This window comes from Emcibacter sp. SYSU 3D8, from assembly GCF_039655875.1.
Taxonomy (GTDB): domain Bacteria; phylum Pseudomonadota; class Alphaproteobacteria; order SMXS01; family SMXS01; genus RI-34.
This window is the reverse complement of record NZ_JBBYXK010000001.1, coordinates 755526-770863: the sequence shown is the minus strand read 5'-3', so window position 1 is coordinate 770863 and position 15338 is coordinate 755526. Positions and strand designations below refer to the sequence as shown.

Below are 15338 nucleotides of genomic sequence, written 5' to 3'. Positions count from 1 at the left end.
CCATGAGCGACGTCCGCTACACCAAAGACCACGAATGGATCCGGCTGGAAGGCGGGATCGGCGTCGTGGGGATCACCGACTATGCCCAGAACGCGCTGGGCGACGTGGTCTTCGTGGAAGTGCCTGAGGCCGGCAAGACGCTGGCCGCCGGCGGCGAGGCCGGGGTGATCGAATCCGTCAAGGCCGCCAGCGAACTCTATTCACCGGTCTCCGGCGAGGTGGTCGAGGGCAACGCGGCGCTCGACGGCGACCCGGCGCTGGTCAATTCGGCGCCGACGGGCGACGGCTGGATCTTCAAGGTCAAGCTGTCCAAACCGGACGAGGTTGCCGCGCTGATGTCCGAGGCCGACTACAAGGCCTTTGTGGAAGGGCTCGACTGAATGCGCTGGACCCGCGCCGACACCATCCTGTTCCGGGCGCCGCCGTCCGGCGAACCGGCCGACTGGCGGACCTTGCGCCGGCCCATGCTGGACCTGTCCCGCCGCGTCTGGCGGCGCGAGGGCGGTTTCCGGTTTTCCGGCCCCTCCAGCACGCCCAACGGCACGCCGTCGGGCATTGCCCGCATGCGCGACGCCAAGAAGAGAAGGGATCACTGAATGCGTTACCTGCCGCTGAGCGACGGTGACAGGCGCGACATGCTGGCCAGCATGGGCGCCGCGTCGGTCGACGACCTGTTCCGCGACGTGCCGCCGGCAGCCAGGCTCGATGGGCCGCTCGACCTGCCGCGCCACCAGGGCGAGCTGGAAGTGCAGCGCCACATGGAGGCGCTCGCGGCAAAGAATGTCTCGGCCGGCAGCGTGCCGTTCTTTGTCGGGGCGGGCGCCTATCGCCATCATGTGCCGGCCAGCGTCCAGCACCTGATGCAGCGCGGCGAGTTCCTGACCGCCTACACGCCCTACCAGCCCGAGATCAGCCAGGGCACGCTGCAATATCTGTTCGAATTCCAGACCCAGGTGGCGCGGCTCACCGGCATGGATGTGGCAAACGCCTCGATGTATGACGGCTCGACCGGCTGCGGCGAGGCGGTGCTGATGGCCCAGCGGGTCACCAAGCGCCGCAAGGTCATCCTGTCCGGCAACCTCCACCCGCAATATGCCGACGTGGTCGAGACCGTGACCCGATTCACCCCGGAAGACGAGGTGATCCTGCGCCGCGCGCCGGCGCCGGAAGGCGGCGAGGACCTGGCCGCGCTGATCGACCAGAACACGTCCTGCGTGGTCGTTCAGAACCCGGATTTCTTTGGCCGGATCAGTGACTTGTCGACCTTGGCCGAGAAAGTGCACGAAGCCGGCGCGCTGCTGATCGTCGTGGTCACCGAGGCGGTTTCGCTGGGCGCCATCCGGTCGCCGGGCGAGATGGGCGCCGACATCGTGGTGGGCGAGGGCCAGTCCATCGGCAACAGTCTCAATTTCGGCGGCCCTTATCTGGGGCTGTTCGCCACCCGCCAGAAATATGTCCGGCAGATGCCCGGGCGGCTCTGCGGCGAGACGGTGGATTCAGACGGCAGACGCGGTTTCGTGCTTACCCTGTCGACCCGTGAACAGCATATTCGCCGTGAAAAGGCGACGAGCAATATCTGCACGAATTCAGGACTTTGCTCGCTGGCCTTCACGATTCACATGACATTGCTGGGCGAGGAAGGGCTGCGCCGGCTGGCGCGGCTCAACCATGCCAGGGCCATCCGCGCGGCCGATACGCTGGCGCGCGTCCCGGGCGTCGAGGTGCTGAACGAGACCTTCTTCAACGAGTTCACCATCCGGGTGCCGCGCTCGGCCGCGCAGACGATCGAGCTGCTGGCGCAGCATCAGGTACTGGGCGGCGTGCCGGTGTCGCGCTTTCACACGCAGCTGGACGACCTGATCGTGGTCGCGGTCACCGAGACCAATACGGATGAGGACATCGCCGCGCTGGGCGCGGCGCTGACGGAGGTGCTGCAATGAACCGGCAGGGACGCCCGACCGGGCCTTCGGTCAGTACGGGAGAAACCGCCGGCGCCACCTGGACCGGCAACAAGGCGCTGGCGCTCGACGAGAAGCTGCTGTTCGAGCTGGACGGCTGGGGCCGTACCGGCGTCGACCTGCCGGACGCCGATCTGGAGGCCGACCGTCTTGGCGGCCTCGCGCGCACCCGTCCCATCGGGCTGCCGGGTCTCTCCGAGCCCCAGGCGGTGCGGCACTATACCCGCCTGAGCCGGAAGAACTATGCCATCGACATGGGCCTGTTCCCGCTGGGCTCGTGCACAATGAAGCACAATCCGCGCCTCAACGAAAAGGTCGCCGCACTGCCGGGCTTTGCCGACATCCATCCGTTGCAGCCGGTCTCGACGGTACAGGGCGCGCTCGAGCTGATGGAGCAGCTGTCCCATTGGCTGACCACGCTGACCGGCATGCCTGGTGTCGCATTGTCGCCCAAGGCCGGCGCCCATGGGGAATTGTGCGGCCTGATGGTGATCCGCGCGGCGCTCGAGGCCCGCGGCGACGCGCGCAGCCGGGTGCTGGTTCCCGAATCCGCCCACGGCACCAATCCGGCGACGGCGGCGCTGTGCGGCTATAGCGTCGATCCGATCCCGGCGACGCCGGCCGGCCGCGTCGATGTGGACGCCATGGTTGCCAAGCTCGGGCCGGACGTGGCGGCACTGATGCTGACCAATCCGAACACCTGCGGCCTATTCGAGAACGATATCATCGAGATAGCCGAGAAAGTTCATGCAGCGGGTGCGTTCTTCTACTGCGACGGCGCCAATTTCAACGCCATCGTGGGCAAGGTACGGCCGGGCGATCTGGGCGTCGACGCCATGCACATCAACCTGCACAAGACATTCTCGACGCCCCATGGCGGCGGCGGACCCGGCGCCGGCCCGGTGGTGTTCTCCGAGGCGCTGTTGCCGTTCATCCCGCCGGCCTATGTGGCGCGAGACGGTCAGGACCTGAGCCTGGTCGAGGACGTGCCGCACGCCCGTGTCGGCCGCATGACCGCGTTCCACGGCCAGATGGGCATGTTCGTGCGGGCGCTTGCCTATATGCTCAGCCATGGCGGCGACGGCCTGCGGCAGGTGGCCGAAGACGCCGTGCTCAATGCCAACTACATCCGCGAGAGCCTGAAGGACGTCATGTCCGCGTCGTTCGACGGCCCGTGCATGCACGAGGCGCTGTTCGACGACCGGTTCCTCAAGGACACGGGCGTCTCCACCCTCGATTTCGCCAAGGCGCTGATCGACGAGGGTTATCACCCCATGACCATGTATTTCCCGCTGGTGGTGCACGGCGCCATGCTGGTCGAGCCAACCGAGACCGAGAGCAAGGAGAGCCTCGACGACTTCATCGGCGCCATGCGCTCGCTGGCGCTGGCGGCGAAGGCCGGCGACACCGAGCGGTTCGCGTCGGCGCCAAGGTTCGCGCCCGTCGGCCGTCTCGACGAGACCCGCGCCGCCCGCGCGCCCATCCTCACCTGGCAGGAGCCCGAGCCCAAGGCGGCGGCGGAATAACGTAGCGCGGCGGGCATAAGTACAATGTCCAAGCCCGAAGAGCTCGTCATTCGCTTCAACCGATGGAAGGTGATTCCTCCTGCCTTGATGTGCATCGCGTTCCTCACGCTTTCGATGCTCATTCTGAACACGATAGAGCCCGGTATGCCTTGGCATTGGAAGACTTACGCGGCGTCTATACCCGCGCACCCACAAGGTGAACTGCTCGCTCATTGACGTTGATCCAGAGGCACTTGCCCAAAGGGTTCGCGAGATGCGGGACCACTATGCAGGCGCAGCCGACCCAGTGCATTCGCTCAGAACCAGTAGTCCGCAAAGCACATAGAACCCCTATTTTGCTCGCGAGAAGGCGAAACAAAAAAACATTGTCATCCCCGCCAAGCGAAGCGCGAGCGGGGACCCATGGCGATGACGGCCACGCCCTAAAACCACTCGAGGAACAGGTCCTTCCAGTAGGGATTGCCGGCTTCGATGACCTCGATCTTCCAGGCACGATTCCAGCGCTTCAGCCGCTTCTCGCGGCGGATGGCCTCGGTGACGTCGCCGAACACTTCGTAGTAGACCAGCTTGTCGAGGCCGTGGGTCGCGGTGAAACCGGGAAGCACTTTGCTCTTGTGCTGGGCGATGCGTCTGGTGAGGTCTGATGTCACGCCGGTGTAAAGCGTGCCGCGCGTTTTGTTGGTGACAATATAGACGTAGTATTGTTTTTCGGACATGGCGTGGCTGATATCGATATGGGTCCCCGCTCAAGGCGGGGATGACAATTAAATTAGTAGATTACATACTTTTCTCTGAATCTCTATCTCATCCCGCTAAAGCGCTCGAGACGCTTCCTTGGGCCGCATCACCACGTGGTTGCGGCCGGTGCGCGAGGTCATGAAGTCGCCGAACTCGGCGGCGCAGGCGAGCGCGCTCCTGGGGCTGTCGGGAATGGCGTGAATGGGCTGGGTAAATTCCAGCACGATACGGCCGTCCTCGCTTGGTTCGGACGCCATGAACAGCATGGGAAAACGGTTGATCTGGGCCCACGAAAACGCATTGGGCGAGATTGCCAGGGACGCCGGGTTGCAGCGCAGGCCATGGGCCAGCGGGTCGAAGTCCACATAGCCGATCACCACGGCGCCGTCCCGCAGCCGACGTGCAGCCTGAAGCAGGACGTCAGACCGGTCGGAATCCACCAGATCGATGGGCGTGGCAGTGCCCCAGTTCCAGCCTGACATGTCGCGGGCGCCGCGCTGGCCCGAGCCGATGAAGACCGGGTCGAGACCCAGATCCAGAAGACCCTTGTGCGATGCCAGCGTGAGTCCGAAATGGCCGGTGCAGATCAGCACGCCGCCATATTGCCGGTGCGCTTCCTTGAGCAGCCAGGCGCCGCGAATGTCGAGGTGCAGCGTGAAGTCGGCGTCGATGCGGGTGAACACGCTCAGAATCCGGTTGAGCATGGAACTGCGCCAGTCCTTCTGCTGCCGGGGATTCACCCCCAGCAGATACAATCTGGACAGCACGGGATAGGACGCGCGGATGACCCGCCACGCCGTGAACTGGGCCCGCTCGCGCCGGCTTGAATACCAGATGATGCGCCCCACCAGCCCAAGCAACTGGTTGGCTATGCTTCGCCACATGGATCGGCCTCTTCCGACACAAGGCTAGCGAAGCGAATTATCGCGCGCAACAGGATGGCGCACGCACGTGGCTACGCCAGTACTTGCCACGCGATCATGCCCATGCCGGCAACCGCCACCGCCCAGAAAATGGGGCGGATCCAGGGGATGCCGAAAGCGTAGACCAAGGCGTGGATGAGCCGGGCGCCGAGGAACAGCTGGCAACCCAGCACCGTCCACTGGTTGGAGATGCCGGCCGCGGCCGCCGCCAGCACCAGCGGGGCGAACAGCACCAGGTTCTCGATCATGTTGGCGGCCAGCCTGCGCAGCCGCTTGTTGACCACGCCGGGCTCCGGCAGGTTGTCGCGCGGACCGGTCATCACCTTCATGCCGTTGACCAGCACCGACTGCGTGGCCGGCACCAGGATCAGCACGAAGGTCAGGATGACGCTCCAGACCAGGATTGTCAGTTCGGCGCTCGTCTCGGTCATTGTTCCCTCCCCAGGTGAACCCGGCGGGTACAATAACGCCGAATGCGCCCGGGCGATATGGCCAGGCGATATTCACCGCCACTGCTGCTTTTCATGTTGTTACCGATAGGTAAATTCATTACGCTTCATGCCGATTCCCGGCTCGAGCATCATCATTCACTCACACCGAGGTGCGTATTGTGTCCACACAAGCCAAGGCTCCCGACGTCTTCAATCCGTTCCTGAGCGGCAATTACGCGCCGGTGTCCGAAGAGACCGTCGCCGATTGCGTCGAGGTGATCGGCAAGATCCCCGAGGACCTGAACGGACATTTCCTGCGCATCGGGCCCAATCCGGTCTACGTGCCGGATCCGGCCACCTACCACATCTTCGACGGCGACGGGATGATCCACGCGGTGCAGTTCGACAAGGGCCGCGCCACCTATCGAAACCGCTTCGTCGACACCGAAGGCTTGCGCAAGGAGCGGGCGAAGGGCACCTGGATCTGGAAGGGCATGGCAGCTATGGGCGACTTCGTGAAGGGCGTTGCGCCGCCCGCCGAAGGCCTGATGAAGAACACCGCCAATACGGCCATGGTCTATCACAACAAGACCCTGTACGCGTTGATGGAGGCCGCGCCGCCGCACCGCATGTCGCTGCCCGGCCTTGATACCGAGGGCGAGTACAATTTCGGCGGCAAGCTGCGCCATCCCTTCACTGCCCATCCCAAGGTCGATGCGGTGACCGGCGAGATGATCACCTTCGGCTATTCGCCCATGCCGCCCTATCTGACACACAGCGTGGTCAGCGCCGAAGGCGAGATCGTCCACACCGCGCCGATCACCATTCCCAAGGGCGTGATGATGCATGACTGCGCCATCACCGAGCACTACACCGTGTTCCTCGACATGCCGATCACCTTCGATTTTGTCCGCGCCATGGCCGGCGGCCTGATGCTGGACTGGGAACCGGAGAATGGCTCGCGTCTCGGCGTGGTGCCGCGCATGGGCACGGACAAGGACGTGAAATGGTTCGATGTGGACACCTCGATGGTGTTCCACGTCTCAAACGCCTGGGAGGAGGGCGACGAGGTAATCGTCCAGGCCAGCCGGTCGTTGCGCACCGATGTAGCGCGGGCCACCGAAAACGCCGGCAATCACGCGGACATGGCCGATCAGCTGGGCCAGCTCTACGAATGGCGCCTCGACATGAAGACGGGCGCCGTATCCGAACGTCATCTGGATACGCGGCACCACTGCGATTTCACTCGTATCAATGACGATTTGTGCGGCCGCAAGTCGCGCTACACCTATGCGGCGCGTTTCGACCTGGACCATGACGCCCTGTTCAACGCCGCGTTGAAATATGACGACCGGACCGGCGAGGTTCTGGTTCATGAACTGGGTGACAATCGCTGGGGAGGCGAGGGCGTGTTCTGCAAGCGGGACGGCGCCGCCGCCGAGGACGACGGTTACCTGGTGCTGTTCGTCTGGGATGCCAATAGCCAGCGCAGCGAATGCCTGGTGATCGATGCACGCGACTTCACCGCGCCGCCGGTGGCGCGAATCATGATTCCGTCCCGGGTACCCTTCGGCTTCCATGCTGGCTGGGTCCCGGCTGGCTGAACGGCGGCAACTGGCCAGACGGCAGTCAGGCCGCCGCAGCCGCACGGCGCGGTCCGTGTTTCGTATTTGAACAGTGGAGTTTAACCGGCCGGGGCGGGTACAATCCTGCTCTGGCGGGGCGGCCTGCACATGGACCGTGGCCTTGCCGGATCGCGTGGAGGCGGGACCATGGTGCGAGTTTCCGGCATGAAGCGATTGTTGCTGGCGGCGGTCATCGCCGCGATGGGGACAAGCGCTGCACAGGCTGCGTCGGTCGAGGTGTTCACACCCACCGGAACGGTCAAGGATGTGCGCCAGGTCGCGGTCCGCTTCTCGGACAATATGGTGGCGCTGGGCGATCCGCGGCTGCCTGATCCCTTCACCGTAAGCTGCCCGGCCAAAGGCAAGGGCCGATGGGCCGATCCGCGCAACTGGGTTTACGATTTCGATCAGGACCTGCCTGGCGGCGCCGTGTGCAGGTTCACGGTGAATCCGGACGTGACGGACATCGGCGGCGCCGCCGTTACCGGCGCCCGCGAATTCACCTTCGACACCGGTGGGCCGTCGATCAGGGCCAGCCTGCCTTATGAAGGCTCGGAGCGGATCGACGAGAACCAGGTCTTCGTGCTGGCGCTGGATGCGCCGGCCGACCCGGCGTCGGTGGAGCAGCACGGCTATTGCGCCGTCGACGGCATCGGCGAACGCATTCCGCTCAAGGTGCTGCGCGGCGCCGATCGGGCCGCCATGCTGAAGGTGCAACGGCGCATCGGCTATTCCTATTATTCGATCCTGTGGAAGGACGGCGACTGGAACGAGGTTCGTATCCGCGACCGGGCCATGACAGACAAGGCCGAGACGCAGATCACCCTCGCCAGATGCCAGCGCAGCCTGCCGCCGGCAACGCGCGTGGAACTGGTCTGGGGCCAGGGGATCGCCACGCCTGGGGGCATCGCGACACCAGGCGAGCAGCGGCTGGCCTATCAGGTGCGTCCCGCCTTTACCGCCCGCGCCGAATGCGAGCGGGTCAACGCCAAGGCCGGTTGCCTGCCCATGCGGCCGATCCGGGTCGGTTTCACGTCGCCGGTACCGCGCGACAAGGCGCTGGCCATTACCATGACCGGTCCGGGCGGCAAGACCTTCAAGCCGGATACGGCGACCCGCGAGGCCACGCTGCAGACCGTGGAATTCAAGGGGCCGTTTCCCGAGCGATCCACGCTCCAGCTGGCCATGCCGGCGGGCATGGCCGACGACGCGGGCCGCAAGCTCGAGAATGGCGACCGGTTTCCGCTCGAGATGCGGATCGACAGCTTTCCGCCGCTCGCCAAGTTCAACGGCGAGTTCGGCATCATCGAAGTCCACGAGGACGGCGTCCTGCCGGTGACCGTCCGCAATATCGAGCCTCTGGTCGCGGGGAAGGCGTCAGTGACTCCGGCCATGCCCGGTACCGCCGCGCGCATGAGCGAAAACGACCAGCAGATCGCTGAATGGCTGCGACGGGTGAAGTCCGGCATGGAATCGCGCGGAGAATGGACCGGCGAAGGCGACCAGCGGAAGTGGCAGGAGCGCACCGGCGACACCTCGGTATTTTCCGGCAAGGGCGAGGAGGGCGTGAAAACCATGGCCTTCCGCCTGCCCAAACCCGAAGGCGCCAAGGCATTCGAGGTCGTCGGCATCCCGTTGAAGAATCCCGGCTTCTATGTGATCGAACTGGCCAGCCCGATCCTCGGCGAGGCGCTGATGGCCAAGGGAAAGGTGCGCCACGTGGCGACTGCCGCCCTGGTCACCGACATGGCGGTGCACTTCAAGTGGGGGCGCGAAGGCTCGGCCATTTGGGTCACGCAGTTGCATGACGCCGTCCCGGTCAGGGGCGCCAAGATCTCCGTCAGCGATTTCTGCACCGGCCAGGTGCTGTGGACCGGCGAGACCGGCAAGGGCGGCATCGTTTCCGTCGCCGCCGGCAAGCTGCCCGAGCCTGGCTATGCGTCCGAGCGCTGCGGCGCCTACGGTAGCCATCCATTGATGATCAGCGCCCGCACCGACTCCGACATGAGCTTCACGCTCACGTCGTGGAACAACGGCATCGCCCCTTACGACTTCAACATGTCGTCTTACGGTGCACAGGAGTCCTTGGTGCATACCGTGTTCGACCGGCCGCTGTTCCGGGCCGGCGAGACCGTGTCGATGAAGCATTTCCTGCGCCGGCACACCTCGGCTGGCATCGCCGCGATCAGGCCCGGCGCGGCGCCGGTCAAGGTCGCCATCGTCCATGCCGGCAGCGACGCCCGTTACGCGAGCGACGTGACCTTCGATGCCAACGGCATCGCGCTGCAAACCTGGCAGATCCCGCCCGAAGCGAAGCTGGGAGACTACATCGTCCAGCTCCAGCTCGGTGACCGGACATTTACCGCCGGCTCCTTCAAGGTCGAGCAGTTCCGCGTGCCGACCATGTCGGCCGTGGTGCAGGGACCAGACAAGCCGCAGGTGCGGCCCAAGCAGGTGCCGCTCGATCTCTATGTCAGCTATCTGTCCGGCGGCGGCGCGGGCGGCGCCCAGGTCAAGCTGCGCACGGTGGTCACGCCCTGGCCGGTCTCGTTTCCCGACCATGACGGCTACACCTTCGGCGGCAGGCCGGTGAAGGTGGGGCTACAGACCAACGAGGGCAGTCCCTTCGATGTCGATCCCGAGGCGCAGGGGCCCTCTGCCAAGCCGATCACCCAGGTGATGCCGCTTACCCTCGATGACAAGGGGGCGCTCAGGGTCACGGCAGCCGTGCCCAAGGAACTGGAAGAGCCGTCGCGCATGGTGGCCGAACTGGAATATGCCGACGCCAACGGCGAGATCCAGACCGCGACCAGCCGCATCGGCCTGTATCCCGCCGCCGTCAATCTGGGCATCAGGACCGACGGTTGGGCCGGCAGCAGCGACAAGCTGCGGTTCACCGTCGCGGCGGTGAACCTGAAGGGGAAACCCGTCTCCGGCCAGAATGTGCGCGTCGCGCTCTACCAGAAGACCGTCTACTCCTACCGCAAACGGCTGATCGGCGGCTTCTACGACTATGAGAGCTCTACCAAGGTCAGCCTGCTGCCGGCCTCCTGCGACGGCGATACGGATGCCGGTGGCTATCTCCACTGCGATGTGGCGCCCGGAGTCTCGGGCGAGGTGCTGATCCGTGCCCAGACCCGGGACGGCGGCGGCCATGTGGCCGGTGCGACAGCGTCGGCCTATGTGGCCGGTCCGGAGAACACCTGGTTCGACCAATCGGCCAGCGATCGCATGGACGTGATCCCCGAAAAGCCCGAATACGAGGCGGGCCAGACCGCCCGCTTCCAAGTCCGCTCGCCGTTCCGCACGGCGACGGCGCTGGTGACCGTCGAGCGCGAAGGCGTCATCGACAGCTTCGTGACCGAACTGTCGGGCAGCGATCCGGTGGTCAAGGTGCCGATCCGCGACAATTACGCGCCCAATATCTACGTATCGGTGCTGGCGGTCCGCGGCCGGGTCGGAGACTGGAAGACGTGGCTGTCCGACATGGCCCGCGAATACGATCTGCCACGCTGGCTGGTGGTGCGGGACGGCGGCAAGCCGACGGCACTGGTCGACCTGTCCAAGCCCGCCTATCGCATGGGTATGGGCAAGATCAGGGTCGGCTGGGCGCCGCATCGGCTCGACGTCCAGGTCAAGCCCTCGGACGACACTTTCAGGATCCGTGAGCAGGTCAAGGTGAAGATCCATGTCGAGCGCGCCAACGGCAAGGACATGCCGGCGGGTGGCGAAGTGGCGATCGCCGCCGTCGACGAGGGTCTGCTGGCGCTGGCGCCCAACAATTCCTGGAATCTGCTCGATGCCATGATGGGCGAGCGGGCCATGGAAGTGTGGTCGTCTACCGCCCAGATGCAGGTGGTCGGCAAGCGCCATTATGGCCGCAAGGCGGTTCCGACCGGCGGCGGCGGCGGCCGCGAGAGCGCCCGCGAGCTGTTCGATACCCTGCTGATCTGGAAAGGCCGCGCCCCGCTCGATGCCGACGGCAACGCCGAGGTCACGATCCCGCTTAACGATTCCCTGACCAGTTTCCGCATCGTCGCGGTGGCCAATGCCGGGCAGGGCCTGTTCGGCACAGGCGATGCGTCCATCAAGACCACCCAGGACCTGATGGTGCATTCCGGCCTGCCGCCGATGGTGCGCGAGGGCGACCGGTTCAACGCCATGTTCACCGTCCGCAATACCACGGGCTCGTCCATGGAGGTCGAGGCCGAGGTGGCGGTGACGCCGGTGCCGGGCAAGGCCCCGGCGCGGCAGACGGTGAAAGTGCCGGCGGGCGGCGCCTATGACCTGGTCTGGCCGGTGACCGTGCCGGTCGGTGCTGCGCAACTGGCTTGGGATGTCACCGTCCGCAACAAGGGCTCCGCGACAGGCGATCACCTGCGGATCACGCAGAGGGTAGAGCAGGCGGTGCCGGTACGGACCTTCCAGGCCACGCTCGAGCAGGTCGACGGCAGCGTGACCATCCCGGCCGAGCGGCCCGCCGGCGCCATTCCGGGCCGCGGCGGCCTCGCGATCAGCCTCCAGCCGACCTTGGGCAGCGCGCTCGATGGCGTGCGCGCCTATATGGCCGACTACCGCTACGATTGCTTCGAGCAGAACGTATCGAAAGCCGTTGCCCTGCGCGACGAGGCGCGCTGGCGGACGATGATGGCCCGCCTGCCGGCGTACCGGGACAGCGACGGTCTGGTGAAGTATTTCGAGTCCGACATGCTGCAGGGCGAGGACACGCTGACGTCCTATGTGCTCGCCATCGGCCATGAGGCCGGCTGGGACATTCCGGAAGCCGACCGTGCGATCATGATCGAGGCGCTGACGAGTTTCGTCGAGGGCAGGATTATCCGTGGCTCGGCATTGCCGACGGCGGACCTGGCGATCCGCAAGGTCGCGGCCATCGAGGCGCTTTCGCGCTATGATGCCGCAACGCCCGAGATGCTGACCAGCATTTCCATCGCGCCGGCGCTGTGGCCAACCTCGGCCGTACTCGACTGGCGCAACGTGCTGCAACGGGTCAAGACGATCCCGGGCCGCGACCAGAAGCTGGCACAGGCGGATTCCATCCTCCGCGCCCGGCTCGATTTCCAGGGCACGACCATGGGCTTTTCCACCGAGCGCACGGACGCACTGTGGTGGCTGATGATCTCGCCCGATTCCAATGCGGTGCGAGCCGTGCTCAGCGTGCTGGAATCGCCGCGCTGGCAGCGGGATGTTCCGCGCATGGTCCGGGGCGCGCTGGGCCGGCAGCAGCAGGGCCGCTGGACCACCACCGTGGCCAATGCCTGGGGCGTGCTGGCCATGGAGAAGTTCAGCGCCCGCTTCGAGGCGGCGCCGGTGACAGGCGTCACCAACACCGATTACGCCGGCCAGACGATCTCCTCGGCCTGGGATGGGGACGACAAGGAACACCGGCAGAACTTCCCCTGGGCCGAAGGCCGCCAGGACCTGACCGTGACCCAGGCCGGCACCGGCAAGCCCTGGGTGATGGTCCGGGCCCAGGCGGCGGTCCCGCTGACGCAGCCGTTCAGCAGCGGCTTCAAGGTTACCCGGACGGTGACGCCGGTCGAACAGGCGGCCAAGGGCGTCTGGACCCGCGGCGATGTGGTCCGGGTGCGGCTCGACCTGGAAGCCCAGTCCGACATGACATGGGTGGTCGTCGACGATCCGATCCCGGCCGGCGCGACCATTCTGGGCGGCGGTCTGGGCGGTCAGTCCGACAGCCTGACCATGGATCAGCGGGAAGCAGGCTGGGCGTGGAAGGCGTATGAGGAACGGCGCGCCGATGGCTTCATCGCCTATTACCGCTTCGTGCCCAAGGGTGCGTGGAGTGTCGAGTACACGGTGCGCTTCAACAATCCCGGCCTGTTCCAGCTGCCGGCGACCCATGTCGAGGCCATGTACGCACCCGAAATGCTGGGCGAATATCCGAACCGGCCGGTGGAGGTGAAGGCGCCGTGACCGGGCGCGGCAGGTTCGCGCTTGCGCTGCCGGCGCTGCTGCTCGCCGCGATCCTGGTCGCCCACGCCATCTGGCCTGCCGCGCCCGTTCCTTCCTTCGAGCAGGTGAGGGACGGCTACCGGCCGTCCGAGGCCTGGCTGCTCGACCGGCGCGGCCGGGTGCTCGACGTCAAGCGCGTCGATTTCGGCATCAGGCGGCTCGACTGGGTGATGCTGGACGGTGTCTCGCCGGCGCTCCGCGAGGCGATCGTCGCTGGCGAGGACCGGCGCTTCCGGCGTCATGGCGGCGTCGACTGGACCGCTGCGGCAGGCGCGCTGCGCGACCGGCTGACCGGGGGGCCGAACCGGGGCGGCAGCACCATCACCATGCAGCTTGCCGCCTTGCTCGACGCGGATCTCAAGGCGGGCGGCGGCGGCCGCCGCTGGGGCCAGAAACTGGCGCAGATGCGCGCCGCCCTGGCCATCGAGCAATCGTGGACCAAGGACCAGATCCTCGAAGCCTATCTCAACCTGCTCGATTTCCGCGGCGAGTTGCAGGGGATCGGCGCCACGGCGAAATTTCTCGCCGGCAAGCATCCCTCCGGTCTTACCACCAACGAAAGCCTTGTCCTGGCTGCGCTGCTGCCCAGTCCGGGCGCGTCTGCCAACCGGGTCGCCGCCCGCGCCTGCGCCCGGTCCCGGGCCGATTGCGCCGGCCTGCGCGTCACGGCGGGGCGGTTGCTGGACAAGGCGCGCGCCACGCGCCCGCCGGGCCTGGCGCCCCAGCTTGCCAACGCCCTGCTGCACAGTCCCGGCGAGCGGCGGCGGACGACCCTGGATCTCGATATCCAGCGCCGTGCGGTGGAAACGCTGGGCCGCCATCTGGGCGGCCTGACCAGCCGCAATGTCCGCGACGGCGCCGTGCTGGTCGTCGACAATGCCAGCGGCGAGGTGCTGGCCTATGTCGCCTCCAGCGGCAGCCGCTCCCGCGCCGCGCAGGTCGACGGCGTCCGCGCTCCCCGACAGGCCGGTTCCACCCTGAAGCCGTTCCTCTACGGCATGGCGCTGGAGAAGCGCTATCTGACGCCGGCCTCGATTCTTGACGATTCGCCCATCAACCTTCAGACCAAGGTCGGCCTCTATATCCCGCAGAATTATGACCTCGACTTCAAGGGCGCGGTCAGCGTCCGCACGGCGCTTGCCAGTTCGCTCAACGTGCCCGCCGTCAGGACGCTGGTACTGGTGGGCGTCGAGCCGTTCCGCGACCGGCTGCAACGGATCGGCTATGACGGCATCGACCGGGACGGTGACTATTACGGCTTCTCGCTGGCGCTCGGCTCGGCCGAAGTGACGCTGTGGGAACAGGTCACCGCTTACCGCATGCTGGCGCGCGGCGGCCTGCTGGCGCCGCTGCTGCTCGATCCCGGCACCCCCGACGCGGCCGACCAGCGGGTCATGCCCGCGGCCGCCGCCTTCCTGGTTGGTGACATCCTCGGCGACCGGGCGGCGCGGGTCACCACCTTCGGCCTCGCCAACAACCTCAACACCCGCTTCTGGAGCGCGGTCAAGACCGGCACCAGCAAGGACATGCGCGACAATTGGTGCATCGGCTGGTCGCGGCGCTACACGGTGGGCGTGTGGGTCGGAAATTTCGAGGGCGATTCCATGCACAACGTCTCCGGAGTCAGCGGCGCGGCGCCGGTATGGCAGAATGTCATCGCCCAACTCGACCAGGGCGGTGAGATCGCCGCGCCTGCGCCGCCCGAAGGCGTCATTCGCCATGAGGTACGATTCGATCCGGCGATCGAGGGCACGCGCGAGGACTGGTTCCTCAGCGGCACGGAAACGGCACTGATACGCGCCGTCCCGACCAGCAGCTTCGCCCGCATCGTCAGTCCGGCCCACGGCGTGGTCATCGCCCTCGACCCGGATATTCCGGCCCACAATACCCGCGTGCCGGTGCGGGCCGAGGGCGCGGACAGGACATTGTCGCTGAAGATGGACGGCCGGCTGCTCGGACGCGCCGACGCATCCTATTTGTGGGCGCCGCGTCCAGGCGCGCATACCGTCCTGCTCCAGCGCGCCGACGGCAGCGTGGTGGACAAGGCGCAGATCACCGTGCGCGACCTCAAACCCGCCAAAAAATAGTGTTCGTTACACTTTTGTAAATTTGCTATTGATGGTGATGCAACCGGCGCGACGCTGCC

Annotated in this window: 10 protein-coding genes; 7 read left to right on the top strand and 3 right to left on the bottom strand. The window is 66.1% G+C overall.

The window, feature by feature from the left end; translation table 11 throughout:
• Window positions 1–2: 2 nt before the first annotated feature.
• From gcvH to gcvPB, 4 genes are read left to right on the top strand one after another with little or no spacing between them, the layout of a single operon-like run.
• The gene (gene gcvH / locus WJU21_RS03695; RefSeq protein ID WP_346322027.1) at window positions 3–380 is read left to right on the top strand and encodes a glycine cleavage system protein GcvH; all 378 of its coding nucleotides are present in this window, start codon (window positions 3–5) and stop codon (window positions 378–380) included.
• On the top strand, window positions 381–596 hold the full coding sequence (locus WJU21_RS03690) for a hypothetical protein (RefSeq protein ID WP_346322026.1): 216 nt from the start codon (window positions 381–383) through the stop codon (window positions 594–596).
• On the top strand, window positions 597–1940 hold the full coding sequence (gene gcvPA / locus WJU21_RS03685; protein WP_346322025.1) for an aminomethyl-transferring glycine dehydrogenase subunit GcvPA: 1344 nt from the start codon (window positions 597–599) through the stop codon (window positions 1938–1940). It abuts the gene before it with no gap.
• Window positions 1937–3484 (top strand): aminomethyl-transferring glycine dehydrogenase subunit GcvPB, encoded by a 1548-nt coding sequence (gcvPB, locus tag WJU21_RS03680; RefSeq protein ID WP_346322024.1) that lies wholly within the window; start codon window positions 1937–1939, stop codon window positions 3482–3484. Before gcvPA ends, gcvPB begins: the two co-directional genes overlap by 4 nt.
• Window positions 3485–3906: 422 nt before the next feature.
• Here gcvPB and WJU21_RS03675 read toward each other — a convergent pair whose 3' ends face one another.
• The 3 genes from WJU21_RS03675 to WJU21_RS03665 all read right to left on the bottom strand — a co-directional run bounded on the left by WJU21_RS03675 (window position 3907) and on the right by WJU21_RS03665 (window position 5576).
• The gene (locus WJU21_RS03675) at window positions 3907–4200 is read right to left on the bottom strand and encodes a GIY-YIG nuclease family protein (RefSeq protein ID WP_346322023.1); all 294 of its coding nucleotides are present in this window, start codon (window positions 4198–4200) and stop codon (window positions 3907–3909) included.
• A 96-nt stretch (window positions 4201–4296) separates the two neighbouring features.
• On the bottom strand, window positions 4297–5106 hold the full coding sequence (locus WJU21_RS03670) for a hypothetical protein (protein ID WP_346322022.1): 810 nt from the start codon (window positions 5104–5106) through the stop codon (window positions 4297–4299).
• Window positions 5107–5177: 71 nt separating this feature from the next.
• Window positions 5178–5576, bottom strand: coding sequence for an MAPEG family protein (locus WJU21_RS03665; RefSeq protein ID WP_346322021.1), 399 nt, complete (start codon window positions 5574–5576; stop codon window positions 5178–5180).
• Window positions 5577–5755: 179 nt separating this feature from the next.
• Between WJU21_RS03665 and WJU21_RS03660 the strand changes: the two genes are divergently transcribed.
• From WJU21_RS03660 to pbpC, 3 genes are all read left to right on the top strand, one after another.
• Window positions 5756–7180, top strand: coding sequence for a carotenoid oxygenase family protein (locus tag WJU21_RS03660; RefSeq protein ID WP_346322020.1), 1425 nt, complete (start codon window positions 5756–5758; stop codon window positions 7178–7180).
• 168 nt (window positions 7181–7348) lie between these two features.
• Window positions 7349–13153 (top strand): MG2 domain-containing protein, encoded by a 5805-nt coding sequence (locus WJU21_RS03655; RefSeq protein ID WP_346322019.1) that lies wholly within the window; start codon window positions 7349–7351, stop codon window positions 13151–13153.
• The gene (pbpC, locus tag WJU21_RS03650; protein ID WP_346322018.1) at window positions 13150–15279 is read left to right on the top strand and encodes a penicillin-binding protein 1C; all 2130 of its coding nucleotides are present in this window, start codon (window positions 13150–13152) and stop codon (window positions 15277–15279) included. Before WJU21_RS03655 ends, pbpC begins: the two co-directional genes overlap by 4 nt.
• Window positions 15280–15338: the final 59 nt, after the last annotated feature.

Excerpts from the sequence above, each read along its gene's own strand:
- WJU21_RS03655 (WP_346322019.1), top strand. The coding sequence starts at position 7,349 with ATGGTGCGAGTTTCCGGCATGAAGCGATTGTTGCTGGCGGCGGTCATC.
- WJU21_RS03665 (WP_346322021.1), bottom strand. The coding sequence starts at position 5,576 with ATGACCGAGACGAGCGCCGAACTGACAATCCTGGTCTGGAGCGTCATC.
- gcvH (WP_346322027.1), top strand. The coding sequence starts at position 3 with ATGAGCGACGTCCGCTACACCAAAGACCACGAATGGATCCGGCTGGAA.
- gcvPB (WP_346322024.1), top strand. The coding sequence starts at position 1,937 with ATGAACCGGCAGGGACGCCCGACCGGGCCTTCGGTCAGTACGGGAGAA.
- WJU21_RS03675 (WP_346322023.1), bottom strand. The coding sequence starts at position 4,200 with ATGTCCGAAAAACAATACTACGTCTATATTGTCACCAACAAAACGCGC.
- gcvPA (WP_346322025.1), top strand. The coding sequence starts at position 597 with ATGCGTTACCTGCCGCTGAGCGACGGTGACAGGCGCGACATGCTGGCC.
- WJU21_RS03670 (WP_346322022.1), bottom strand. The coding sequence starts at position 5,106 with ATGTGGCGAAGCATAGCCAACCAGTTGCTTGGGCTGGTGGGGCGCATC.
- WJU21_RS03690 (WP_346322026.1), top strand. The coding sequence starts at position 381 with ATGCGCTGGACCCGCGCCGACACCATCCTGTTCCGGGCGCCGCCGTCC.